The sequence below is a fragment of the Streptomyces sp. MJM8645 genome (genome assembly GCF_001625365.1).
Classification (GTDB): domain Bacteria; phylum Actinomycetota; class Actinomycetes; order Streptomycetales; family Streptomycetaceae; genus Kitasatospora.
In genome coordinates, this window is the sequence record NZ_LJJF01000001.1 from 1,379,155 (window position 1) to 1,403,504 (window position 24,350).

25 protein-coding genes are annotated in these 24,350 nt (G+C 72.6%); 1 reads left to right on the top strand and 24 read right to left on the bottom strand.

Annotated features, from left to right (window positions below):
• Nucleotides 1-22: 22 nt before the first annotated feature.
• From A6F73_RS05615 to pyrR, 14 genes are all read right to left on the bottom strand, one after another.
• Nucleotides 23-2,119 carry a primosomal protein N' gene (locus A6F73_RS05615; protein WP_063346751.1) on the bottom strand — a complete coding sequence of 699 codons (2,097 nt, stop codon included), beginning with the start codon at nt 2,117-2,119 and terminating at the stop codon, nt 23-25.
• 94 nt (nt 2,120-2,213) lie between these two features.
• The gene (gene metK / locus A6F73_RS05620; protein ID WP_063346752.1) at nt 2,214-3,422 is read right to left on the bottom strand and encodes a methionine adenosyltransferase; all 1,209 of its coding nucleotides are present in this window, start codon (nt 3,420-3,422) and stop codon (nt 2,214-2,216) included.
• 150 nt (nt 3,423-3,572) lie between these two features.
• A complete protein-coding gene (gene coaBC, locus A6F73_RS05625; RefSeq protein ID WP_063346753.1) occupies nt 3,573-4,820 on the bottom strand; it encodes a bifunctional phosphopantothenoylcysteine decarboxylase/phosphopantothenate--cysteine ligase CoaBC in 1,248 nt (415 codons plus the stop codon).
• 154 nt (nt 4,821-4,974) lie between these two features.
• The gene (rpoZ, locus tag A6F73_RS05630; protein ID WP_030240625.1) at nt 4,975-5,241 is read right to left on the bottom strand and encodes a DNA-directed RNA polymerase subunit omega; all 267 of its coding nucleotides are present in this window, start codon (nt 5,239-5,241) and stop codon (nt 4,975-4,977) included.
• A gap of 37 nt (nt 5,242-5,278) precedes the next feature.
• A complete protein-coding gene (gene gmk, locus A6F73_RS05635; RefSeq protein WP_063346754.1) occupies nt 5,279-5,836 on the bottom strand; it encodes a guanylate kinase in 558 nt (185 codons plus the stop codon).
• 48 nt (nt 5,837-5,884) lie between these two features.
• Nucleotides 5,885-6,211, bottom strand: coding sequence for an integration host factor, actinobacterial type (gene mihF, locus A6F73_RS05640; protein ID WP_063346755.1), 327 nt, complete (start codon nt 6,209-6,211; stop codon nt 5,885-5,887).
• 383 nt (nt 6,212-6,594) lie between these two features.
• The gene (gene pyrF, locus A6F73_RS05645; protein ID WP_063346756.1) at nt 6,595-7,428 is read right to left on the bottom strand and encodes an orotidine-5'-phosphate decarboxylase; all 834 of its coding nucleotides are present in this window, start codon (nt 7,426-7,428) and stop codon (nt 6,595-6,597) included.
• 100 nt (nt 7,429-7,528) lie between these two features.
• Complete coding sequence (locus A6F73_RS05650) at nt 7,529-8,644, bottom strand: quinone-dependent dihydroorotate dehydrogenase (RefSeq protein WP_063346757.1); 1,116 nt, start codon at nt 8,642-8,644, stop codon at nt 7,529-7,531.
• A 106-nt stretch (nt 8,645-8,750) separates the two neighbouring features.
• Nucleotides 8,751-12,059, bottom strand: coding sequence for a carbamoyl-phosphate synthase large subunit (carB, locus tag A6F73_RS05655; protein ID WP_063346758.1), 3,309 nt, complete (start codon nt 12,057-12,059; stop codon nt 8,751-8,753).
• Nucleotides 12,052-13,242: a glutamine-hydrolyzing carbamoyl-phosphate synthase small subunit gene (gene carA / locus A6F73_RS05660; protein WP_063346759.1), complete on the bottom strand. Its 1,191-nt coding sequence runs from the start codon at nt 13,240-13,242 to the stop codon at nt 12,052-12,054. The genes carB and carA overlap by 8 nt, the downstream gene beginning before the upstream one ends.
• Nucleotides 13,239-13,805 (bottom strand): hypothetical protein, encoded by a 567-nt coding sequence (locus A6F73_RS05665; protein ID WP_063346760.1) that lies wholly within the window; start codon nt 13,803-13,805, stop codon nt 13,239-13,241. Before A6F73_RS05665 ends, carA begins: the two co-directional genes overlap by 4 nt.
• Nucleotides 13,802-15,106: a dihydroorotase gene (locus tag A6F73_RS05670; RefSeq protein WP_063346761.1), complete on the bottom strand. Its 1,305-nt coding sequence runs from the start codon at nt 15,104-15,106 to the stop codon at nt 13,802-13,804. The genes A6F73_RS05665 and A6F73_RS05670 overlap by 4 nt, the downstream gene beginning before the upstream one ends.
• Nucleotides 15,103-16,077 (bottom strand): aspartate carbamoyltransferase catalytic subunit, encoded by a 975-nt coding sequence (locus A6F73_RS05675; protein WP_063346762.1) that lies wholly within the window; start codon nt 16,075-16,077, stop codon nt 15,103-15,105. Before A6F73_RS05675 ends, A6F73_RS05670 begins: the two co-directional genes overlap by 4 nt.
• A 5-nt stretch (nt 16,078-16,082) precedes the next feature.
• Nucleotides 16,083-16,730, bottom strand: coding sequence for a bifunctional pyr operon transcriptional regulator/uracil phosphoribosyltransferase PyrR (gene pyrR / locus A6F73_RS05680; protein ID WP_063346763.1), 648 nt, complete (start codon nt 16,728-16,730; stop codon nt 16,083-16,085).
• Nucleotides 16,731-17,060: 330 nt separating this feature from the next.
• On the opposite strand from pyrR, the gene A6F73_RS05685 reads away from it, so the two are divergent.
• A complete protein-coding gene (locus A6F73_RS05685; RefSeq protein ID WP_031072501.1) occupies nt 17,061-17,564 on the top strand; it encodes a transcriptional regulator in 504 nt (167 codons plus the stop codon).
• A gap of 124 nt (nt 17,565-17,688) precedes the next feature.
• Here the strand turns inward: A6F73_RS05685 and A6F73_RS05690 are convergent, their stop codons facing one another.
• From A6F73_RS05690 to rpmB, 10 genes are all read right to left on the bottom strand, one after another.
• Nucleotides 17,689-18,630, bottom strand: coding sequence for a hypothetical protein (locus A6F73_RS05690; protein WP_063346764.1), 942 nt, complete (start codon nt 18,628-18,630; stop codon nt 17,689-17,691).
• Between the two features lie 129 nt (nt 18,631-18,759).
• Entirely contained in the window at nt 18,760-19,587 is an 828-nt protein-coding gene (locus A6F73_RS05695) for a thioesterase family protein (protein ID WP_063346765.1), read from the bottom strand.
• A gap of 173 nt (nt 19,588-19,760) precedes the next feature.
• Nucleotides 19,761-20,198: a transcription antitermination factor NusB gene (nusB, locus tag A6F73_RS05700; RefSeq protein ID WP_063346766.1), complete on the bottom strand. Its 438-nt coding sequence runs from the start codon at nt 20,196-20,198 to the stop codon at nt 19,761-19,763.
• A gap of 4 nt (nt 20,199-20,202) precedes the next feature.
• Nucleotides 20,203-20,766: an elongation factor P gene (gene efp, locus A6F73_RS05705; protein ID WP_063346767.1), complete on the bottom strand. Its 564-nt coding sequence runs from the start codon at nt 20,764-20,766 to the stop codon at nt 20,203-20,205.
• 79 nt (nt 20,767-20,845) lie between these two features.
• Nucleotides 20,846-21,952: an aminopeptidase P family protein gene (locus A6F73_RS05710; protein ID WP_063346768.1), complete on the bottom strand. Its 1,107-nt coding sequence runs from the start codon at nt 21,950-21,952 to the stop codon at nt 20,846-20,848.
• 90 nt (nt 21,953-22,042) lie between these two features.
• Nucleotides 22,043-22,216 carry a 50S ribosomal protein L32 gene (gene rpmF / locus A6F73_RS05715; protein WP_063346769.1) on the bottom strand — a complete coding sequence of 58 codons (174 nt, stop codon included), beginning with the start codon at nt 22,214-22,216 and terminating at the stop codon, nt 22,043-22,045.
• A 48-nt stretch (nt 22,217-22,264) separates the two neighbouring features.
• Complete coding sequence (gene rpsR / locus A6F73_RS05720; protein WP_063346770.1) at nt 22,265-22,501, bottom strand: 30S ribosomal protein S18; 237 nt, start codon at nt 22,499-22,501, stop codon at nt 22,265-22,267.
• 12 nt (nt 22,502-22,513) lie between these two features.
• On the bottom strand, nt 22,514-23,689 hold the full coding sequence (locus A6F73_RS05725) for a GTP-binding protein (protein WP_063346771.1): 1,176 nt from the start codon (nt 23,687-23,689) through the stop codon (nt 22,514-22,516).
• On the bottom strand, nt 23,686-23,991 hold the full coding sequence (gene rpsN, locus A6F73_RS05730; protein ID WP_063346772.1) for a 30S ribosomal protein S14: 306 nt from the start codon (nt 23,989-23,991) through the stop codon (nt 23,686-23,688). The genes A6F73_RS05725 and rpsN overlap by 4 nt, the downstream gene beginning before the upstream one ends.
• Nucleotides 23,991-24,227 carry a 50S ribosomal protein L28 gene (gene rpmB / locus A6F73_RS05735; protein ID WP_063346773.1) on the bottom strand — a complete coding sequence of 79 codons (237 nt, stop codon included), beginning with the start codon at nt 24,225-24,227 and terminating at the stop codon, nt 23,991-23,993. Before rpmB ends, rpsN begins: the two co-directional genes overlap by 1 nt.
• Nucleotides 24,228-24,350: the final 123 nt, after the last annotated feature.

The following is a 24,350-nucleotide window of genomic DNA, read 5'->3' on the forward strand; positions in this document are numbered from 1 at the left end:
ACTCACCCCGCCCCCGCCGGCCTCACCCGATGTCGGTCGGATCCACCCGCACCCGTACCGCCTCCGGCGTCCGCAGCGCGATCCGCGCGATCTGCGCCGCCTTGAGGGCCGCCGCCAGCGCCGCCCCCTGCCCGGGCGGCACCCGCAGCAGCGCGCGCTCCTGTTCCTCCCCGCGCAGGGCCGGGGCCGGTACCGGCCCGAGCACGTCCGCCTCCGAGGGCAGCCGGATCAGCCCCAGCAGGTCGGCCACGGCCGCCGGGCTGCCGCTGACCGACGCCATCCGCGACACCGGCGGGAAGTGCAGCTGCGCCCGCTCGTCGCGTTCCAGCCCGGCGTGGCCCAGCGGGTCCCAGCGGACCAGGGCCTGCACCGGCCGCGCCGACGGCTCGGCGACCACGACCACCGAGCCGCCCTCCTCGGCGGACCGGACCAGCGCGGCGGCCGCCAGCCAGAGCCGCAGCGTCTCCTCCCCGGCCCGCAGGTCGGGCCGGCCGAGCAGCGCCCAGCCGTCCAGCAGCAGCGCGGCCCCGTACCCGGTGCCGCCGTCCACCACCGGCTCCGCACCGGGCGTGGAGATCACCAGCGACGGCTCGTCCGGGACGGTGGCCAGCACCGCGTCCCGTCCGGAGGTGCGCACCGGGATCCGCGGGAACGCCTTGCCCAGTTCCTCCGCCGTGCGCCGGGCGCCGACCACCTGGGCGCGCAGCCGGAACGAGCCGCACTCGGGGCAGTGCCAGTCCGTCTCCGCCTCCCCGCACCAGCCGCAGTTCAGCGCGGCGTCGGCCGCGGGCGCCTCCAGCGGGCCCTCGCACCGCCGGCACCGGGCGGGGGTGCGGCAGCGCGCGCAGGACAGCCGGGGCACGTAGCCGCGCCGGGGCACCTGGATGAGCACCGGGTGCCCGGCGGCCAGCGACTCCCGGGCGGCCTCCCAGGCCACCGAGGGCAGCCGGGCGGACTGGGCGGCGCTGTCGCGGTGCTGGTCCTGGTCGGTGACGGTCCGCACCCGCGGCGCGATCCGGCGCACGGTCTCCCGGTCGGCGGTCAGCGGTCGGGCCCACCCGGTGCTGACCAGCTGCGCGCCCTCCACCGTGACGGCGTGGCCGCCGAGCAGCACGGCCGCGCCCTCTTCGGCGGCGCGCAGCAGCGCGACCTCGCGCACGTGCGGGTGCGGGGCGCGCGGGTCGCTGTGGCTGTTGTCGCCGTCGGACCAGACGACGACCAGCCCGAGGTCGCGCACCGGCGCGAACATGGTGGCGCGGGTGCCGATCACGGCGTGCACCGAGCCGCGGCTCACCGCCAGCCAGCGCCGGTAGCGCTCGCGCGGGCCGAGGTCGGCCTCCAGGGCCACGTGCCGGCCCGCGCCGAGCAATTCGGTGAGCGCCTGGTCGACCCGGGCGACCGACCGCCCCTCGGGCAGCACGACGAGCGCGCCGCGCCCGCCCGCCAGCGTGGCGGCGACGGCGCGCGCGATCTCGTACGGCCAGCCGGGGCCGGGCAGCGCCGCCCAGACGGCGCGCGGCGCGCCGCCGTCGGCCAGCGCGGCGAGGAAGTCGGGCCCGGCCGGGTAGCGCTGCCAGCCCCCGGGGGCGGGGGCCGGGGGGCGCGGGAGCGCCGGCGGCGAGGGCTCGGCCTCGGCCTTGGCGTGCCGGGGCGGGACGGCCAGTTGGAGGACGTCGGCGAGGGTGCCGGCGTAGCGGTCGGCGACGGTCCGGCAGAGCCGGAGCAGTTGGGGGGTGAGCACGGGCTCGGGTGAGAGCACCTGGGCGAGCGGGGCGAGCGGGCCGGGGAAGTCGCTCTTCTCCAGCCTGGCGACGATGAATCCGTCGTGCAGTTCCCCGCCCTCGCGCTGGCCCTTCACCACGCGCGCGCCGAAGCGCACCCGCACCCGGGCGCCCGGGCGGGCCTCCTCGGCCATCGCGGCCGGCACCTCGTAGTCGAAGAACTTGTCGATGGTGAGCACGCCCTTGTCCACCACGACCCGGGCCACCGGCAGGTGCTCGGCCCGCTTGGCGCCGCGCCACGTCCGGGGCTTGGCCCGCTTGACCGTCTCCCGGATGAACGCCAGCTGCTCCGGCTCGGCCCCGTTCTCCGTGTTCTCCGTCTCCCCTGTGCTGCTCATCGCTCCCAGTACTACCAGGTCACACCGACAGAACGCACAGAAGCGGCGCCCACCCCGCCCGGGGGTAGGCGCCGCTTCCGGACGATCAGGCCGTTCAGTCCTTCACGGCCGCCTTCAGCTGCTCCACGCGGTCGGTGCGCTCCCAGGTGAAGTCGGGCAGCTCACGGCCGAAGTGGCCGTACGCCGCGGTCTGGGAGTAGATCGGGCGCAGCAGGTCCAGGTCGCGGATGATCGCGGCCGGGCGCAGGTCGAAGACGTCGGTGACGGCCTTCTGGATGGACAGCACCGGCACGGTCTCGGTGCCGAAGGTCTCGACGAACAGGCCCACGGGCTCGGCCTTGCCGATCGCGTACGCGACCTGCACCTCGGCGCGGCGGGCGAGGCCGGCGGCGACGATGTTCTTCGCCACCCAGCGCATCGCGTACGCGGCCGAGCGGTCGACCTTGGACGGGTCCTTGCCGGAGAAGGCGCCGCCACCGTGGCGGGCCATGCCGCCGTAGGTGTCGATGATGATCTTGCGGCCGGTGAGGCCGGCGTCGCCCATCGGGCCGCCGATCTCGAAGCGGCCGGTCGGGTTCACCAGCAGGCGGTAGCCCTCGGTGACCAGCTTGATGCCCTGGTCGGCGAGCGCCTTCAGCTCGGGCTCGACCACGAACTCGCGGATGTCGGGGGTGAGCAGCGACTCCAGGTCGATGTCACTGGCGTGCTGGGTGGAGACCACCACGGTGTCGAGGCGGACGGCCTTGTCGCCGTCGTACTCGATGGTGACCTGGGTCTTGCCGTCGGGGCGCAGGTACGGGATGGTCCCGTTCTTGCGGACCTCGGTCAGGCGGCGCGAGAGGCGGTGCGCGATGGTGATCGGCAGCGGCATCAGCTCGGGCGTCTCGTCGGACGCGTAGCCGAACATCAGGCCCTGGTCGCCGGCGCCCTGCTTGTCCAGGTCGTCCTCGTCGCCCTCGACCCGAGCCTCGTACGCGGTGTCGACGCCCTGAGCGATGTCGGGCGACTGCGCGCCGATGGACACCGACACGCCGCAGGAGGCGCCGTCGAAGCCCTTCTTGGAGCTGTCGTAGCCGATCTCCAGGATCTTGTCCCGGACGAGCTGGGCGATCGGCGCGTACGCCTTGGTGGTCACCTCGCCGGCCACGTGCACCTGGCCGGTGGTGATGAGCGTCTCCACGGCGACCCGGGAGGTCGGGTCCTCTCGCAGGAGAGCGTCAAGGATGGTGTCGCTGATCTGGTCAGCGATCTTGTCGGGGTGTCCCTCGGTGACGGACTCCGAGGTGAACAGGCGGCGAGACACAGCGCTCCCTGGGGTTGCAGCGGCTGCTGACTGAAGGCCCCCGGCGAACCGAGGACATCCGGAAAGACTTGATTCCTGGAGTCTAACGGGATGCCTCCGCCGAACGTCACCCGCTTCCGGAAATCTCGACCGATCTCCAGCAGGGCTTGATCAGTCGCCGACCGTTTCCAGCCGCTTGACGACCAGGTCCCAGACCACGTCCGCCAACGCCTCCTTCGGACCCACCGGAACGGCCGTCTCACTGCCGTCCGAGCCCAGCACCACGGCCTCGTTGACGTCCGTCCCGAAGGCCTTGCCGTTGCCCACCTCGTTGACGACCAGCAGGTCGCAGCCCTTGCGGGCGAGCTTGGCGCGGCCGTTGGCGAGCACGTCGTCGGTCTCCGCCGCGAAACCCACCACGAGTTGGCCCGAACGGGCGCGGTGCGCCGCCAGCTCGGCCAGGACGTCGGGGTTGCGGACGAGGGCGACCGGCGCCGGCTCGACGCCCTCGACCTTCTTGATCTTGCCGCTGGCGTACTCGGCGGGCCGGAAGTCCGCCACGGCCGCGGCCATGACCACGGCGTCGGCCGACGCGGCCGCCTTCAGGGCCGCCTCGCGCAGCTCCAGCGCGGTAGAGACGTGCACCACGTCGACCCCGGCCGGGTCGGCGAGCTCCGCGTTGGCCGAGACCAACGTCACGCGCGCCCCACGGGCCGCGGCCGTCACGGCCAGCGCGTAGCCCTGCTTGCCGGAGGAGCGGTTGCCCAGGAACCGCACCGGGTCCAGCGGCTCGCGGGTGCCGCCGGCCGAGACCACCACGTGCCGGCCCGCCAGGTCGGTCGGGGCGGCCCCGCCCCGGCGCAGCACGGCCCGGCAGGCGTCGAAGATCGCGGACGGCTCGGGCAGCCGCCCCTTGCCGGTGTCCTTGCCGGTGAGCCGCCCGACGGCCGGCTCCAGCACGATCACGCCGCGGCGGCGCAGCGTGGCGACGTTGTCCCGGGTGGCGGGGTGCTCCCACATCTCGGTGTGCATGGCGGGCGCCAGGACGACCGGACAGCGGGCGGTGAGCAGGGTGTTGGTGAGCAGGTCGTCGGCGAGGCCGTGGGCGGCCTTGGCGATCAGGTCGGCGGTGGCGGGGGCGACCACGACCAGGTCGGCCTGCTGGCCGATCCGCACGTGCGGCACCTCGTGCACGCGCTCCCAGGTCTCGGTGGCGGCCGGGCGGCCGGAGAGCGCGGCCCAGGTGGCCTCGCCGACGAAGTGCAGCGCGGCCTCGGTGGGCACCACGGTGACCTGGTGGCCGGACTCGGTGAACCGGCGGAGCAGCTCGCACGCCTTGTAGGCGGCGATGCCGCCGCTGACGCCGAGGGCGACGCGCGGCGCGTCCGCCGACCCGCTCCGGTCCGAAGTCGCGCTCATACTCCCGCTCTCCTCCACTCCTGGGACGTGCACACCCTACGGCCCCTCAGCCGCCGCGCGCACCGTGGTCGATCCCACAGCCCCCGGGAATGCCGAAGGGCCCGGCGGAAACGATTCCGCCGGGCCCTTCCACAAGAAACTTCGGAGCACCGCCTCAGGCGGCTTCGATCGCCTCGGCGGTCAGCATGCCCGCGTTGATCTCGCGCAGCGCGATCGACAGCGGCTTCTCGTGCACGTGGGTGTCGACCAGCGGGCCGACGTACTCGAGCAGGCCCTCACCGAGCTGGGAGTAGTACGCGTTGATCTGACGCGCGCGCTTGGCGGCGTAGATCACGAGGCTGTACTTGGAGTCGGTGGCCTCAAGCAGCTCGTCGATCGGCGGGTTGATGATGCCCTCGGGCGCGGTCATGGAAGAGGACACGCGAAAACCTTCCGAAAGGGTGGAAAAGACAGACAGGTCAGGCTACACCGAGCAAGGCTAGCAGTTCGCCCGCTACCTGCTCGACGGAGGTGTTGACAAGGGTCGTGTCGAACTCGGTCTCGGCCGCGAGCTCGACCTTGGCCGCCTCCAGCCGCTTCGCGATCACGTCCTGCGACTCCGTGCCCCGACCGGTCAGCCGACGGACCAGCTCGTCCCAGCTCGGCGGGGCCAGGAAGACCAGCTGCGCCTCGGGCATCGACTCGCGCACCTGGCGGGCGCCCTGGAGGTCGATCTCCAGCAGGACGGGCTCGCCGCGCTCCAGCTTCTCCAGCACCGCCGAGCGCGGGGTGCCGTAGCGGTTGCCGGCGAAGACGGCCCACTCCAGCAGCTCGCCGTTGGCGATCAGCTTGTCGAACTCGTCGTTGTCGACGAAGTGGTACTGGACCCCGTTCTGCTCGCCCGGCCTCGGGTGCCGGGTCGTCGCCGACACCGAGAGCCAGACCTCGGGGTGCTGCTTCCTCATATGAGCGACGACCGTGCTCTTGCCGACCCCCGAAGGGCCGGAGAGCACGGTCAGCCGCGGACGCTCACTCATGCACCGATTATCCCGGATCGCGGACGGTCCCGGGACCACGGGGCACGGTCAGGCGGCACCGCCGCCGAACTCCCGCTCCAGGGAGGCGATCTGGTTCGTACCGAGGCCGCGGACGCGCCGGCTCTCGCTGATGCCGAGGCGTTCCATGATCTGCTTGGCACGGACCTTGCCGACGCCGGGAAGGGACTCCAGCAGTGCGGAGACCTTCATCTTGCCGATGACGTCGTTCTCGGCCTTTCCGGCCTTGATCACCTCGTGCAGGGAGGCGCCGGAGTGCTTGAGCCGGTTCTTGACCTCGGCGCGCTCCCGGCGAGCCTCGGCGGCCTTGGCGAGCGCGGCGGTGCGCTGTTCAGGGGTAAGGGGCGGAAGAGCCACGCCGTTCACCTCAGGGTGTGGAAGGAAGGGATTGAGCTATGACTGGTTTGGATCCCAGGACACCGTCCGCAAGGGGAACCACAGGGCCCTTGACCTGCGGGAGCTACGGGTTTCGCGGCTCGCCGATGACCTATCGCCGGACACTACCCGGATTGCGGCGCCACGTCAGGAAAAGAACACGAAAAGTCCTGGTCAGCCAAGGCCGACCAGGACTTTCCAGGGCAAAATGACCGCGATTGCGAAACTTTGACACCGCCAATGTGACGGCGCTCACGTCAACTTCGGTGGGGTCCGGGGACCCTCGCCGGGCTGCGCACACTGCGCAGGGTCATCGCCCCGCTACGCCGCTCGCGCCCGCGATCGCCGCTACTTCACCGCGTCCGCTACTTCACCGCGTCCGCGTACTCGCCGACGAACCGCTCGGCCGCCGAGCGCAGGGCCGCCACCGACGGACCGTGCTTGAGCACGTCCCGGCTGACGCTCGGCACCACGTTGATCACCGCGGCGCCGAACACCCGCGGCAGGTCGGCCATCGTCGCGCCCTGGGCCCCGATCCCGGGGGCCAGCAGCGGGCCGTTGATGGCCAGTTCCACGCCCGCGTCGGCGAGCGTCGCGCCGACGACCGCGCCGAAGGAGCCCAGCGGGGCGGCGTCGGCGTTCTCCGCCGCCAGCTGCCGCAGCACCGAGGCCGCGACCGACTCGCCGTCCGCGCCGACCGCCCGCTGCACCTCGTGGCCCTCCGGGTTGGAGGTGAGCGCCAGCGCGAACACGCCGCAGCCCTGCGCGCGGGCCAGGTCGAGGGCCGGGCGCAGCGAGCCGAAGCCCAGGTACGGGCTGACCGTGACGGCGTCCGAGAACAGCGGGCTGCCGGGCGACAGGAAGGCCTCCGCGTAGGCGGCCATGGTGGAGCCGATGTCGCCGCGCTTGGCGTCCATCAGGACCAGCGCGCCGGCCGCCCTGGCTTCCTCGACGGACTTCTCCAGCACCGCGACGCCCTTGCTGCCGAAGCGCTCGAAGAAGGCGGCCTGCGGCTTGAGCACGGCCACCCGGTCGGCCAGCGCCTCGACGACGGTGCGGCTGAAGGTCTCCAGGCCGGCGAGGTCGTCGCCGAGCCCCCAGGCGGCGAGCAGGGAGGCGTGCGGGTCGATGCCGACGCAGAGCTGGCCGCGGGTGTCGAGGGCCTGGCGCAGCCGGGCGCCGAACGGGGCGAGGGTCATGTCGTCCTTCCGGAAGGTCGTGGGGAGGCCGCACGGAGGCCGTGCGCGGGTCCTACACGGCTCGCACGGGGCGTCGTACGGAGCCGTGGCGTACGGAGGTTCAGGAGGCGGCCTTGGCGCCGTCGACGGCGCTGCCGACGGCGGCGGCCAGGTCGCGGAAGCCCGCGGCCCGGATCCGGGCGGAGAGGCCCCGGTGGATCCGGCGGCACCAGAACGGGCCCTCGTAGATGAAGGCGCTGTAGCCCTGGACGAGGTCCGCGCCGTGGACGATCCGCTGCCAGACGTCCTCGGCGGTCTCGACGCCGCCGACCGAGACCAGCGTCAGCCGGCCCCCGGTCCGGGCGCGCAGGCGCTGGAGCACCTCCAGGGCGCGGGCCTTGAGCGGGGCGCCGGACAGGCCGCCCATGCCGATCTGCTCGACCCGGGCGGCGTCGGTGCGCAGGCCTTCGCGGCCGATCGTGGTGTTGGTGGCGATGATGCCGTCCAGGCCCAGTTCCAGGGCGAGGTCGGCGACCGCGTCGACGTCCTCGTCGGCCAGGTCGGGGGCGATCTTGACCAGCAGCGGGACGTGGTGCGCGGTGGTGCGGTCGGCGGCCTCGCGGACGGCGGCGAGCAGCGGGCGCAGGTGGTCCACGGCCTGGAGGTTGCGCAGCCCGGGGGTGTTCGGCGAACTGACGTTGACGACCAGGTAGTCGGCGTACTTGGCCAGCCGCTCGGTGGACTTGACGTAGTCGGCGACGGCGTCGGCCTCCTCGACCACCTTGGTCTTGCCGATGTTGACGCCGATCACCGGGGTGGAGCTGGTGTGCGGGCGGGCGGCGAGGCGCGCGGCGACCCGGGCCGAGCCCTGGTTGTTGAAGCCCATCCGGTTGATCAGCGCGCGGTCCTCGACCAGGCGGAACAGCCGGGGCGTCGGGTTGCCCGGCTGGGGCTCGCCGGTGATGGTGCCGATCTCGACGTAGTCGAAGCCGAGCATCGCCAGGCCGTCGATGCCGACGCCGTTCTTGTCGAAGCCGGCCGCCAGGCCGAACGGGCCCGGCAGGTCGAGGCCGAGGGCGGTGGTGTGCAGCGCCCGGTCGCGCGGGGCGAGCACCAGCCGCGCCAGCGTGCGCAGGCCGGGCACCGAGGAGGCGAGCCGGATCCAGAAGAAGGCGAGGTGGTGGGCCTTCTCGGGGTCCATCTTCTTGAAGACGAGGTCGAACAGCAGCTTGTACAAAAACCCAACTCCCGGATCAGGGCCCGGATCTGAGCGTGAGCACCCGGATCAGGGCATGGAAGTGGGGGGCACCCGGCTGGCCTCGGTGCCCCCCACTGCGGTGGTGCTACTTGCGGCCGGCGTTGATCAGCGCGGCGTGCTCCTGGAGCGACATCACCCCGACCTCGTCGCGCAGCAGCGCGTCCATGCCCTGGACGGCCGCGCCCATCGCCTGGACCGTGGTCAGGCAGGGCACGCCGCGGGACACGGCGGCGGTGCGGATCTCGTAGCCGTCGAGGCGCCCGCCGGTGCCGTACGGCGTGTTGATGATGAGGTCGACCTCACCGTCGTGGATCAGCTGGACGATGGTCCGCTCGCCGTTGGGGCCCTCGCCCTCGCTGTGCTTGCGCACCAGCGTGGACGGGATGCCGCCGCGGTGCAGCACCTCGGCGGTGCCGGCGGTGGCGAGCACCTCGAAGCCGAGGCCGACCAGCGCGCGGGCCGGGAAGACCAGGTTGCGCTTGTCGCGGTTGGCGACCGAGACGAAGACCTTGCCCTTGGTCGGCAGCGCGCCGTAGGCGCCGGCCTGGGCCTTGGCGTAGGCCGTGCCGAAGACCTTGTCGATGCCCATGACCTCGCCGGTCGAGCGCATCTCCGGGCCGAGCACGGTGTCCACGCCGCGGCCGTGGATGTCGCGGAAGCGGCTCCACGGCATCACGGCCTCCTTGACCGCGATCGGCGCGTCGGCCGGCAGCGTGCCGCCGTCGCCCTCGGCCGGGAGCAGGCCCTCGGCGCGCAGTTCGGCGATGGTGGCGCCGAGCGAGATCCGGGCGGCGGCCTTGGCCAGCGGCACGGCGGTCGCCTTGGAGGTGAACGGCACGGTGCGGGAGGCGCGCGGGTTGGCCTCCAGCACGTACAGGATGTCCCCGGCCAGCGCGAACTGGATGTTGATCAGGCCGCGGACGCCGACGCCGCGCGCGATGGCCTCGGTGGAGGTGCGCAGGCGCTTGATGTCGTAGCCGCCGAGGGTGATCGGGGGCAGCGCGCAGGCGGAGTCGCCGGAGTGGATGCCGGCCTCCTCGATGTGCTCCATGACGCCGCCGAGGTAGAGCTCGGTGCCGTCGTACAGCGCGTCGACGTCGATCTCCACCGCGTCGTCGAGGAAGCGGTCGATGAGCACCGGGTGCTCGGAGATCAGGCCGGCGTGGCGCTCCAGGTAGGAGGCGAGCGAGGCCTCGTCGTAGACGATCTCCATGCCGCGGCCGCCGAGCACGTACGACGGGCGGGCGAGCACCGGGTAGCCGATCTCGTCGGCGATGGCCTTGGCCTCGGCGAAGGAGAAGGCGGTGCCGTGCTTGGGGGCGGGCAGGCCGGCGTCGCGCAGCACGCGGCCGAAGGCGCCGCGCTCCTCGGCGAGGTCGATCGCCTCGGGCTGGGTGCCGACGATCGGCACGCCGTTGTCCTTGAGCGCCTGGGCCAGGCCGAGCGGGGTCTGGCCGCCGAGCTGGACGATCACGCCGGCCAGCGGGCCGGCCTGCTGCTCGGCGTGGACGATCTCCAGCACGTCCTCCAGGGTGAGCGGCTCGAAGTAGAGCCGGTCGGAGGTGTCGTAGTCGGTGGAGACGGTCTCCGGGTTGCAGTTGACCATCACGGTCTCGTACCCGGCGTCGGCCAGCGCGAAGGAGGCGTGCACGCAGGAGTAGTCGAACTCGATGCCCTGGCCGATGCGGTTCGGGCCGGAGCCGAGGATGATCACGGCCGGCTTGGTGCGCGGGGCGACCTCGTTCTCCTCGTCGTAGGACGAGTAGAAGTACGGGGTCTTGGCGGCGAACTCGGCGGCGCAGGTGTCGACGGTCTTGAACACCGGGCGGATGCCGAGCGCGTGCCGGACCTCGCGGACGACGTCCGGCTTCAGGCCGCGGATCTCGCCGATCTGCTGGTCGGAGAAGCCGTGCCGCTTGGCGTGGCGCAGCAGCTCGGGGGTGAGCTTCGCGGCCTCGGTCAGCTCGGCGGCGATCTCGTCGAGCAGGAAGAGCTGGTCGACGAACCACGGGTCGATCTTGGTGGCCTCGAACACCTCCTCCGGGGTGGCACCGGCCCGGATGGCCTGCATCACGGTGTTGATCCGGCCGTCGGTCGGCACGACCGCCTTGGCCAGCAGCTCGGCCTTGTCGCCGACCGGGCCGGTCCAGGAGAACTGGGAGCCCTTCTTCTCCAGCGAGCGCAGCGCCTTCTGCAGCGCCTCGGGGAAGTTGCGGCCCATGGCCATGGCCTCGCCGACCGACTTCATGGTGGTGGTCAGCGTGGCGTCGGCGCTCGGGAACTTCTCGAACGCGAACCGGGGGACCTTCACCACGACGTAGTCGAGGGCCGGCTCGAAGGAGGCCGGGGTCTGCTCGGTGATGTCGTTGGGGATCTCGTCGAGCGTGTAGCCGACGGCCAGCTTGGCGGCGATCTTGGCGATCGGGAAGCCGGTCGCCTTCGAGGCCAGCGCGGAGGAGCGCGACACCCGCGGGTTCATCTCGATGACGATGACCCGGCCGCTGTCGGGGTTGACGGCGAACTGGATGTTGCAGCCGCCGGTGTCGACGCCGACCTCGCGGATCACGGCGATGCCGATGTCGCGCAGGATCTGGTACTCACGGTCGGTGAGGGTCATCGCCGGGGCGACGGTGATCGAGTCACCGGTGTGCACGCCCATCGGGTCGAAGTTCTCGATGGAGCAGACGACCACGACGTTGTCGTTCTTGTCGCGCATCAGCTCCAGCTCGTACTCCTTCCAGCCGAGGATGGACTCCTCCAGGAGCACCTCGGTGGTCGGCGAGAGGGCCAGGCCCTGGCCGGCGATGCGGCGCAGGTCCTCCTCGTCGTGGGCGAAGCCGGAGCCGGCGCCGCCCATGGTGAAGGAGGGGCGCACGACGACGGGGTAGCCGCCGAGCGTGTCGACGCCGGCCAGCACGTCGTCCATCGAGTGGCAGATGACCGAGCGGGCCGACTCGCCGTGGCCGATCTTGGCGTTGACCGCCTCGACGACGCCCTTGAACAGCTGGCGGTCCTCGCCCTTGTTGATCGCCACCACGTCGGCGCCGATCAGCTCGACGCCGTACTTCTCCAGCGTGCCGGCCGAGTGCAGGGAGATCGCGGTGTTGAGCGCGGTCTGCCCGCCGAGGGTCGGCAGCAGCGCGTCGGGGCGCTCCTTGGCGATGATCCGCTCGACGAACTCCGGGGTGATCGGCTCGACGTAGGTGGCGTCGGCGATCTCCGGGTCGGTCATGATCGTGGCCGGGTTGGAGTTGACCAGCACGACCCGCAGGCCCTCGGCCTTGAGGACGCGGCAGGCCTGCGTGCCCGAGTAGTCGAACTCGGCGGCCTGGCCGATCACGATCGGGCCGGACCCGATCACCAGGACGGACTTGATGTCAGTGCGCTTAGGCACGCTGGCCCTCCATGAGCTTCGCGCTGTGCTTGTCGTCGCCGCGCATGAGCTCGACGAACCGGTCGAAGAGGTAGGCCGCGTCGTGCGGGCCGGCCGCCGCTTCGGGGTGGTACTGCACGCTGAAGGCGGGGACGTCGAGCGCCTGGAGGCCCTCGACCACGTCGTCGTTGAGGCAGACGTGGGAGACCTCGACCCGCCCGAAGGGGGTGTCGCTCACCCGGTCCAGCGGTGCGTTCACGGCGAAGCCGTGGTTGTGCGCGGTCACCTCGACCTTGCCGGTGGTGCGGTCCTGCACCGGCTGGTTGATGCCGCGGTGGCCGTACTTGAGCTTGTAGGTGCCGAAGCCCAGTGCGCGGCCGAGGATCTGGTTGCCGAAGCAGATCCCGAAGAACGGGGTCCCGCGCTCCAGCACGCCCTGCGCGACGGCGACCTGGTGGTCGGCGGTGGCCGGGTCGCCCGGGCCGTTGGAGAAGAACACGCCGTCCGGCTGGACCGCGTAGAGGTCCTCCAGGGTGGAGTTGGCCGGCAGCACGTGCACCTCGATGCCGCGCTCGGCCATCCGCTGCGGGGTCATCCCCTTGATGCCGAGGTCCAGCGCGGCGACGGTGAACTTCTTCTCACCGATCGCGGGCACGACGTACGCCTCGGTGGTGGCCACCTCGGCGCACAGGTCGGCGCCCTTCATCTCGGGCGACTGCTGCACCCGGGCGAGCAGTTCGGCCTGGTCGGTCAGCGCCTCGCCGGAGAAGATGCCGCAGCGCATCGCGCCGCGCTCGCGCAGGTGGCGGGTGAGCGCCCGGGTGTCGATGCCGCTGATGCCGACGACGCCCTGGCGGACGAGCTCCTCGTCCAGCGAGCGGGTGGAGCGCCAGTTGGACGCCACCCGGGCGGGGTCGCGCACGACGTATCCGGCGACCCAGATCCGCTTGGACTCGTCGTCCTCGTCGTTCCAGCCGGTGTTGCCGATCTGCGGGGCGGTCATCACGACCACCTGGCGGTGGTACGACGGGTCGGTGAGGGTCTCCTGGTAGCCGGACATGCCGGTGTTGAAGACTGCCTCGCCGAAGGTCTCGCCGGTCGCGCCGTAGGCCTCGCCGCGGAAGGTCCGGCCGTCCTCCAGGACGAGCACGGCGGGGGTGCGCTCCCGCCGTCGGCGCTGCGTGGTGGGGGCAGGTGCGGTCATTGAGCGGCCTCTTCCGTCTTCGTCTTCGTACGTGTTGCGAGTTGGGCGATCGCCTCGACCCAGGCGGCGTGCTCGTCGGGGTGGTCGGCCCGGAAGCCCGAGTCCAGCTCGGTGCCCTCGTGCGTCCAGCTGACGACGAGCAGCCCGGCCGGGACGACCTTGCCGGCGATCCCGGAGTCCGTGCGGGCACCGGTCAGGTGCCCGGCCGGGATCCAGAGGTCGACGTCACCGGGGCGCCGCACCAGCAGGCCGTTCTCGCCGAGGGTGAGGTCGGCGCGGCTGCGGGTGCCCAGGCCGTGCGCGACGACCCGGTCGAGCCAGTTCCCGGCGGTGGTGGAGCCGTGGTACCGCCCGCTGGTCTCCAGGATGGTCCGCCCGGCGCCGGCCGGCACGGCGGGCAGCGGCGGGATGCCGGACTGGAGGGTGCGCCGCCAGTTCCAGCCCTGCCGCATCAGCCAGTAGACGAGCCCGATGACGATCAGCAGGCCGACGGCCCAGCCGATGTACCCGGGCCAGTTGGTGACCTTGGCCTGCTCCTGGGCGAGCGCGGCCGGGCCGGTCACGCCGCCCCGCCCTGCTCGGCCAGCTCGCCGGCCAGCACGGTGGCGCGCCCGCGCAGGAAGGTGGCGTGCACCCGTCCGGGCAGGTCAAGGCCCTTGTAGGGGGTGTTGCGGCTGCGGGTGGCGAAGCTGTCCGGGTTCACGGCACCACGGTACGCGGGATCGAACAGCACCAGGTTGGCCGGCTCACCGACCGAGACGGGACGGCCCTGTCCGGCGAGACGGCCGATCCGGGCCGGGCGGTGCGACATCCGGTCGGCGACGCCCTCCCAGTTCAGCAGGCCGGTGTCCACCATGGTCTGCTGCACGACCGACAGCGCGGTCTCCAGGCCGACCATGCCCATCGCGGCGACGGCCCACTCGCAGTCCTTGTCCTCGTCCGGGTGCGGCGCGTGGTCGGTGGCGACGGCGTCGATGGTGCCGTCCGCGAGCGCCTTGCGCAGTGCCTGGACGTCCTCGGCGGTGCGCAGCGGCGGGTTGACCTTGTAGACCGGGTCGTAGGAGCGGACCAGCTCGTCGGTGAGCAGCAGGTGGTGCGGGGTGACCTCGGCGGTGACGTCCCAGCCCTTGGCCTTGGCCCAGCGGATGATCTCGACCGAGCCGGCGGTGGAGACGTGGCAGACGTGCAGCCGGGAGCCGACGTGCGCGGCGAGCAGCACGTCCCGCGCGATGATCGACTCCTCGGCGACGGCCGGCCAGCCGCCGAGCCCGAGCTCGCCGGAGACCTGGCCCTCGTTCATCTGGGCGCCCTCGGTGAGCCGCGGCTCCTGGGCGTGCTGGGCGACGACGCCGTCGAAGGCCTTGACGTACTCCAGGGCGCGGCGCATCAGCACCGCGTCGTCCACGCACTTGCCGTCGTCGGAGAAGACCCGCACGTTCGCGGCGGACTCGTGCATCGCGCCCAGCTCGGCGAGCTTGTTGCCCTCCAGGCCGACGGTGACGGCGCCGACCGGCTGCACGTCGCAGTAGCCGGCCTCCTGGCCGAGTCGCCAGACCTGCTCGACCACGCCGGCGGTGTCGGCCACCGGGGTGGTGTTGGCCATCGCGTGCACGGCGGTGAAGCCGCCCATCGCGGCGGCCCGGGTGCCGGTGAGCACGGTCTCGGCGTCCTCGCGGCCGGGCTCGCGCAGGTGGGTGTGCAGGTCGACGAGACCGGGCAGCACGATCAGGCCGCCGGCGTCGATCTCGATGTCCGCCTCGACCGCCAGGTCGGTGCCGATCTCCTTGATCACACCGTCGGCGAGGTGGAGGTCCTGCGGGGCACCGCCGAGGATCTGGGCGTTGCGGATCAGGTAGGTGGTCACTGAGCGGTCTCCACGGAGTCGGTGCGGGCGTCGTTGAGGGTGGCTCCCCCGAGCAGCAGGTACAGGACGGCCATCCGGACCGACACGCCGTTGGCGACCTGCTCGACCACGGTGCAGCGCGGCGAGTCGGCGACCTCGGCGGTGATCTCCATGCCGCGCACCATCGGGCCGGGGTGCATCACGATGGCGTGCTCGGGCAGCTGGGACATCCGGGTGCCGTTCAGGCCGTAGCGGCGGCTGTACTCGCGCTCGGTCGGGAAGAACGCGGCGTTCATCCGCTCGCGCTGCACCCGCAGCATCATCACCGCGTCCGTCTTGGGGAGCACGCGGTCCAGGTCGTAGCTGACCTCGCAGGGCCAGTTCTGAATGCCGATCGGCAGCAGCGTCGGCGGGGCGACGAAGGTGACCTGGGCACCGAGGGTGGTCAGCAGGTGCACGTTGGACCGGGCGACCCGGCTGTGCAGGATGTCGCCGACGATGGTCACCCGGCGCCCGGCGAGGTCGTTGCCCAGCCCGGCGTTGAGGTGGCGGCGCATGGTGAAGGCGTCGAGCAGCGCCTGGGTGGGGTGCTCGTGGGTGCCGTCACCGGCGTTGATCACGCTGCCGTGCAGCCAGTCGGACTGGGCGAGGCGGGCCGGCGCGCCCGAGGCGTGGTGCCGGACGACGACCGCGTCGGCGCCCATCGCCTGGAGGGTGAGCGCGGTGTCCTTGAGGCTCTCGCCCTTGGAGACCGAGGAGCCCTTGGCGGAGAAGTTGATGACGTCGGCGGAGAGCCGCTTCTCGGCGACCTCGAAGGAGGTCTTGGTGCGGGTCGAGTCCTCGAAGAAGAGGTTGACGACGGTCCGGCCGCGCAGCGTGGGCAGCTTCTTGACGGCCCGTCCGGAGAGCTGGGCCAGCTCCTCGGCGGTGTCCAGGATCAGCAGCGCGTCGTCGCGGGTGAGGTCGGCGGCGGAGACGAGGTGGCGCTTCACGCGGGCTACTCCGGGAGGTGCGGTTCGGACGGCTGGGAGGCCAGGGCCTGCGAACCCTGTTCATCGCGCGCGGAGCGCGACGCATCGGTGTAGGCGCGGTCGCCGACCAGCACGGCGTCCACGCCGTCGCTGTCGGACAGGCGCACCTGCACGGCCTCGCGCAGCGAGGTGGGGAGGTTCTTGCCCACGTAGTCGGCCCGGATCGGCAGCTCGCGGTGGCCGCGGTCGACCAGGACGGCGAGCTGGACGGCGCGCGGGCGGCCGATGTCGTTCAGCGCGTCGAGCGCGGCCCGGATGGTGCGGCCGGAGAAGAGCACGTCGTCGACGAGGATGACGAGCTTGCCGTCGATGCCGCCGGACGGGATCTCGGTGTGCTCCAGGGCGCGGGCGGGCTTGAGCCGCAGGTCGTCCCGGTACATGGTGATGTCCAGGGCACCCAGCGGGATCTCGCGCCCGGTGATCTGGGCCAGCCGGCCGTGCAGGCGGCGGGCGAGGTGGACGCCCCTGGTGTGGATGCCGAGCAGCACGACGTCCTCGGCGCCCTTGGCGCGCTCGACGATCTCGTGCGCTATCCGGGTGACGACCCGGGCGATGTCCGTGCCGTCCAGCACCTGGTGCGGCGGTCGCGGCGTCGAATCTTGGTGTGTGGTCATGCCGAAGCGGACCTCCTTCCCCGCCTCACTGGACGGGCCTTAAAGGATGTCTGGGACTGCCCCCGCCGACCTGGCGCGGGCTTCGAGCCATCCTAGCAGCGGGCCGGGAGGCAACCGGACACGCACCATTCCGCTTCGCCGGGTTCACGCCCCGGACGCGCCGCGGATGCGGGCCATTCGCACGACTGCCCCATTCGGCTTGACGCAGCTACCTTACTCTACGTAACCTCACAGTGAGTTACGAGACGGACGTCGAACCCACCGGTAACGGCGTCGACCATCGTCCGTGACCCACCACTGAACGCGAAGCAATCTCGTCCGGGGAGATCAATGTCCAGCGACTACGCGAAGCAACTCGGGGGCAAGCTCCGAGCGATCCGCACTCAGCAGGGTCTCTCCCTGCACGGTGTCGAGGAGAAGTCCCAGGGGCGCTGGAAGGCAGTCGTCGTCGGCTCGTACGAGCGCGGCGACCGTGCGGTCACCGTGCAGCGGCTGGCCGAGCTGGCGGAGTTCTACGGCGTCCCGGTGCAGGAGCTGCTGCCCGGCGGCACCCCCGGCGGCGCGGCCGAGCCGCCGCCGCGCCTGGTGCTCGACCTGGAGAGACTGACCCAGGTCCCGTCCGAGAAGGCCGGCCCGCTGCAGCGCTACGCGGCGACGATCCAGAGCCAGCGCGGCGACTACAACGGCAAGGTGCTGTCGATCCGCCAGGACGACCTGCGCACCCTGGCGGTCATCTACGACCAGTCGCCGTCGATCCTCACCGAGCAGTTGATCTCCTGGGGCGTGCTGAACCCCGACGCGCGCCGTGCGGTGCGCGAGGAGGAGGCGAGCTGACGCTCGCCGCACCGGCTCCCGTCGGCTCGGTCCGCGGTCCGGGCCACGCCCCGGGCCTTGCAGAAACGTCACGGCGCGGCACCCCGCATCCCGGGGGCCGCGCCGTCGCGCGTCCACGGCCGGCTCAGCAGACCGTCCCCAGGCTGTAGCCGGGCTGCGCCGCCACGCCGTCCAGCCGCACCGGCCCGGCAGCCGGCGCCCAGTCCTGCCCGCCGCTCGACCAGGCCCAGGAGGCCGGCAGGAAGTGCTCGTCAGCGGCTGCGCCACGGGCGCCGCCCGCCGCCACCGAGCCCTGCGAGCCGTGCAGCACCGCCACCCCCGGCAGCTCCAGCGCCAATCCGGCGCACAGCACCGCGCAGACCAGCTCCAGGTCCTCGTCGTTGATCCGGACCACGCCGTCCTCCCACTGCAGCACCCGGGCCGCCGCGGTCAGCCGCCCGCCCGGCGCGTCCACCCGCAACCGCAGCTCGTACACCCCGGCGCCCGCGCCGACCAGCATCCGGCGGAACACCTCGGCGCCGCGCTGACGGGCGGCGCGCACCCAGCGGGCGTGCTCCTCGTCGACCTCGCCCGCGGCCCCGGACAGGCCGCCGTCCAGCAGCAGGTCGGCGTGGCAGAGCGTCAGCCCGTTCTCCCGGGCCCGGACCAGGCGCGGCACGAAGTCCCCGGCCAGTTCCTCGCCCTGATAGGCCAGCAGCTGGGTCTGCAACGGCGGATTGACCAGGTAGCGGTCGCGGGCGAGCGGCTCGGCCGGGTCCAGCCCGTGCAGCACGCAGAACTCCGCGAAGTCCTGCGGGTGGAACATCCGGGCCCGCACGGTGTCGAAGCGCTCCAGGGCGTCGGCCAGCAGCTCGGCGGTCTCGGCCAGGTAGTGCTCGTGGTCGGCGGCGTTCGACAGCCCCCAGGCGCGGGCCCGGGCGAAGTCGGCCGCGCTGGTCAGGACCCCGATGACGAACGCCTGCTCGGCCCCCTCGACCCGCCGCCGCTGGTGCGGCGCCCGCACCGTGGGTCGCGGGCCGCCGGCGGTGCAGTCGGAGTTGCGGCGGGCGCGGCCACTGTGGCTCATCGATGGCTCCTGGCGTCGGCGGGTGACGGTCAGCGGCCGGCTCGCCGCTGACCGTCTATCTCCCCATCCGCGCGCGCCGCACACGTACGGCGTGTCACAGGAATGTAACCGACGGTAAGACGATGTGATTCACGCCTTCCGCGGCACCCGGGCCAGCTGGCGGGACTGCGCGACCAGGCGGCCGGACTCGTCCCAGACCTCGGCGTCCTCCTCGAAGTACCCGCCGGCCACGTTGCGGGTGGCGTGGGTGACCCGCAGCCAGCCCGGGACCGGCCTGGCCCGCAGGTGGACGGTCAGTTCGACGGTCGGGGCCCAGCCGGGCATGCCCAGGTCGAAGGTCACCGGCGGCAGCGCGTCGGCGACCAGCAGGAGCAGCAGCGGGTCGGGGTCGCGGCCGTCGGCGAGCCGGAACCAGCCCTGGATCCGCCCGTTGCCAGACGGCTGCCCGAGCGCCCAGCCGATGGTGGCCGGGTCCAGCCGCAGGTCGAAGCGCTCCAGCAGTTCGGCCTGGGCGATTAGCTCCCGGGGCGCGTGCTCGACGCCGATGCACTGGTCCGGCGGCGGCAGCTGCGGCGGCTGGGCGCTGGTACGCACCTCGCCGTCGGCGGTGGAGAGGTCGCCGTGGCTGGCGACCACCCGCAGCCGCTCCACGCCGTCCTGACTGAGCGAGGCGGTGCCGGTGGAGAGCCCGCGGCCGGTGCGCAGCACCTCCGTGCGGACGGTGGCCGGGCCGGGTGTGGAGGCGGACAGGTAGTAACCACTGATCGACACCGGATCGGGGTGGTCGCCGTGCTCCAGCGACAGCGCGTGTCCGGCGACGGCGAGCAGCAGCCCGCCGTTGACCCCGCCGCCGATCTGCCAGCCGGCACCGAGTTCGGCCTCGTAGCGGCCGGGCTCGTCAGGGTGCCGGGTCAGGGCGATGCCCTGGTCGAACTCGCTGCGGGTCGCGGTGGTCATGGGGGGTGGCCTGCCCTTCACTGCGGTTTCCGAACGCCAAGTTACTGGCGAGTAGGGCACCACCTTACGCCGCCCGGGTGAAACGCGCGACGGCCGCCGGACCCGGAATCCGGGTCCAGCGGCCGTTCTGCGGGTTTCACCGCCACCGGTGGTCGGGGCCTAGGGCGCACGACCTACCGGCGGATGCTCGGCTTCAGCTCCAGGAAGCGGGCGAGCAGACCGTTGACGAAGGCCGGGGAGTCGTCCGTGGAGAACTCCTTGGCGATCTCCACGGCCTCGTCCAGGACGACCGCGTCCGGGACGCCGTCCTCCCAGATCAGCTCGTAGGCGCCGAGCCGCAGGACGTTGCGGTCCACGATCGGCATCCGGTCGAGGGTCCAGCCCACCGCGTACTGCGAGATCAGGTCGTCGATCCGGCGAGCGTGCTGGACGTACCCCTCGATCAACTCCATGGTGTACTCGCCGACCTGCGGGGTGCCCTCGTCGGGCTTCGGCTCGCGGGCGCGGGCCACCCAGTCCGCGAGGACCCGCTGCGGGTCGACCCCGCGGTGGTCGGCCTCGAAGAGGATCTGGAAGGCCCGGGTACGGGCCTTGCTACGTGCGGCCGACACGGACTTACTTCACCCGGCCGAGGTAGCCGCCGTCGCGGGTGTCGACCTTGATCTTCTCGCCGGTGACGATGAAGAGCGGCACGGCGATCTCGGCGCCGGTCTCCAGCGTGGCCGGCTTGGAGCCGCCGGTGGAGCGGTCGCCCTGGACGCCCGGCTCGGTGTGGGAGATCAGCAGCTCGACGGAGGCCGGGAGCTCGATGTACAGGGGGGCACCCTCGTACATGGCGACCAGGGCCTCGAAGCCCTCCAGCAGGTACTTGGAGGCGTCGCCGACGACGGCCGGCTCGACCACGATCTGGTCGTAGGTGTCCGTGTCCATGAACACGAAGTTCTCGCCGTCCTTGTACGAGAACTGCATGCCGCGCTTGTCGACGTTGGCGGTCTCGACCTTGGTGCCGGCGTTGAAGGTCTTGTCGACGACCTTGCCGGTCAGGACCTCCTTGAGCTTCGTGCGCACGAAGGCCGGGCCCTTGCCGGGCTTGACGTGCTGGAACTCGACGACGGACCAGAGCTTGCCGCCCTCCAGCTTGAGGACCATGCCGTTCTTGAGATCGTTCGTGGAAGCCACGGGCGCACTTACTCCTGGATATAGCTGTCAAGGAACCAAGGCTTGCGTCCTGCCGCCGACGGCCGACGGGCGGCCGCGGTCACAGGGCGAGGAGCTCCTTGGTGGTGATGGTGAGCAGCTCGGGCCCGCCCTCCTCTGGGGGGCGCACCACGAGCGTGTCCTCGATCCGGACACCGCCCTTGCCCGGGAGGTGGACCCCTGGGCCGACGGTGACCGGCACGCGGCTGTCCAGTTTACCCATGTCCGACGGACCGAGGCGCGGCGCCTCCCGGATCTCCAGCCCGATGCCGTGCCCCACCGGGTGCGGGGAGGTCTCGGTGTGGCCGGCCGCCTCCAGGATCTGCCGCGCGGCCCGGTCGGGCACGTACTGCTCCACGCCCGGTCCGAGCGCCTCCCGGCCGGCCCGCTGGGCCCGGAACACCAGCCGGTGCAGCTCCACCTGCCAGGGCGCGGGGGCGGCGCCGATCACGAAGGTCCGGGCGGTGGAGACGCCGTAGCCCCGGTACTGGGCGCCCATCACCACGGTGAGGAAGTCGCCCTCCTCCACCCGGCGGTCGGTCGGCTGGTGGGCGGGCCGGCCGGAGTGGCTGCCGGTGCCGACGGACACCGGGTAGGCCGCCCGGTCCGCGCCGTGGTCGATCATCCGGCGTTCCAGCTCCATCGCCAGGTGCCGTTCGGTGCGGCCGACCAGGATCGACTCCAGCAGTTCGCCGAGCGCCTGGTCGGCGATCTCGGCGGCGATCCGCAGGTCGGCGATCTCGTGCTCGTCCTTGACCACCCGCAGCCGCTCGACCACCTGCGCCAGGTCGGCCAGCCGGGCCCCCTCCGCCAGGCTCGCCACCGCGCGGTGGCGGCTGACGGTCAGGTCGTGCTCCTCCACCGCGAGGTCCGCCACGCCCAGTCGCGCGGCGGCGGCGGCCGCCGCCAGGGCGGTGTCCGCCGCGGCCGCCACCGGCACCTGGGTGACGTCCGGCGCGATCAGGTGCTCCCCGGTGTCGTCCGGCGGCAGATCGTCCGGCACTGCCAGCAGCACCCGCTCCCGGGTCAGCAGCAGCGTCGCCCCGCAGGGCGCGCAGCCCGTCAGATACCGCACGTTCGCCGCCCGGGTGATCAGCGCCGCATCGGCCCCGGCCGCACTGCAGTGCTCCCTCACCCGCTCCCGCCGACCCGCGTACGCATCAGACATGCGTCGAGCCTACGAACCCCCACCCCGATCCGCCCGCCGAGCACCCCCGACAGGGCGCGCTCCCGCCCCCGCACGCCCCCTTCGTGGTCGCTACGCCCCCTCCGGATCGATCAGGCCGCGGCGGTAGGCGGGGACCAGGTTCTGGGGGACGAGCAGTTCGCGGCCGTTGAGGGTGATCGGGACGAGCTTCGGGGCCTTGCCCTTCCACTGGGCCCGGCGGTGCCGGGTGTTGCTGCGGGACGTCTTGCGCTTGGGGACGGCCATCGGGGGCTCCTTGTCGGGTGATAGTGACGGTGGTGACGGCAGCGACGGCTACCGGGTGGTGCCGGCGGCGTACGGGAGGAGGGCCATCTCGCGGGCGTTCTTGACGGCCCTGGCCACGGCGCGCTGCTGCTGGACGGTGAGCCGGGTGACGCGGCGGCTCCGGATCTTGCCGCGGTCGGAGACGAAGCGCCGCAGCAGGTCGGTGTCCTTGTAGTCGATGTACTCGATGCCGGCCGCGAACAGCGGGTTCGGCCGGTCCTTGGGCGGGTTCGGTCGCTTACGCACAGTGACGGCTCCTCAGTGAACGGGGTCGAGCAGGTCCCGGAAGGCGTCCGGCAGGGCCTTCCAGCCGGGTTCGCCGGCGGCGAGTTCGGCGTCGGTGAGCAGACAGGAGTCGAGCAGCCCGGTGACACCGTCGACGTCCAGGCCCTCGGCGGTGAAGCTGAGCTGCTGCACCCGGTCGCCGTGCAGCGGGTGCCAGTCGAGGGCGGCGGCGGCCCGGCGGGCTGGCGGGTACAGCTCCCAGGCGGCGTCGGGCAGGGAGGTGAGCCAGGGCCCGCACTCCTCGACCGCGAGGTTGGCCCCGGCGGCGTCCCAGGCGAGCATCAGGTCGGGCCGGTTGGCCAGCCAGAAGCGGCCGCGGCTGCGCTGGGCGGCGGGGACAAGCAGCTCCAGCGCCCGGTGCAGCCGCTCGGGGTGCAGCGGGCGGCGGCGCTCCCAGACCAGCGTGGTGACGCCGGCCTCGTCGCTCTCCTGCGGGAGCAGCGCGATCGCCGGGTTGACCCGGTCGCGGGCGGCGGCGACGTCGAAGCCGCCGAGGGCGGCCCGGGTGAGCGCGCCGGTGCCGAGCCGGACGACCCGGGCGGTGGGGTGGAGCTGGCGGAGCAGCGCGAGCCCGGGCGTGTGCGCCGTCGCGCGCGGGACGGCGAGGGTGGTGGCGTACTCGACCTGGTGGGCGAGCGCCTCCGCGCGGGTCCGCTGGTCCTGGCGGGCGGTGTGCTCGCCGTGGTCCACCAGGTCGTCGGAGACGGAGAGTTCGCCGATCAGCCGGTCCGGGTCGACGGCCGTGACCACGCCCGCGAGTTCGACGGCGTCCTCCAGATGGCGGCCGTCCGCCTCTCCCCCGGCGATCACCTCGACGGCCGGGTGCGGGTCGCTGCCGCCCCACAGTTCGACGATCGCGAGTCCGTACCGGCCTTCGTCGGCGATCCGCAGCAGTCGCGGCAGCAGGTCCTCGCGCAGGGCGCAGCAGGGGCAGTCGTTCACCAGCGGGACGTCGGCGGCGTCGAACCCGCCTCCCGCGTCGCGCAGTTCGCGGTGGACGACGCCCTGCGAGGCCTCCCGCAGGTCATGGTGGAGGACCACCGCGTCCACCGCGGCCGCGGCCAACTCCCGGACGGCGGCGCGGCGTTCGGCGGCATGCAGTCCTGCGACGACCACCACGGGCAGCTTGATCCCGTCCACGCCGCTCACCAGCTGGCCTTGCGGACGCCGGGCAGGTGGCCGGCGTGGGCGTGGACGCGGAGGTTGACCCGGGAGAGGCCGAAGGCCCGCAGGTAGCCGCGGGGGCGGCCGTCGACGGCGTCGCGGTTGCGGATCCGGGTGGCGCTGGCGTCGCGGGGCTGGCGGGCGAGTTCGGCCTGGGCGGCGGCGCGTTCGGCGGGGGCGGTGCCGGGGTGGGCGATGATCCGCTTGAGCTCGGCGCGGCGCTCGGCGTACCGGGCCACGACGGCGCGGCGCTGCTCGTTCTTGGCGATCTTGCTCTGCTTGGCCATCAGACCTTCCCCCCTCGGGCGCGGATGCGGGCGACGGCGGCCTCGATTCCGATCGTGTCGATGGTGCGGATGCCCTTGGCGCTGAGGGTGAGCCGAACGTACCGGCCCTCGCCGGGCAGCCAGTAGCGCTTGTGCTGGATGTTGGGGTCGAAGCGGCGGCGGGTGCGGCGGTGCGAGTGCGAGATCGCGTTGCCGAATCCGGGCTTGCGGCCGGTGAGTTGGCAGTGGGCGGACATGGGTGCTCCCTGACGTCCGGGAATGGGCAGGACGGAGCTCACGTTACACCAGATGAAAATGACTTCCATTTCGATGTACGGTTTCGCTCCGGCCCCGAACACCCCGCCAACCCGCCAACCCGC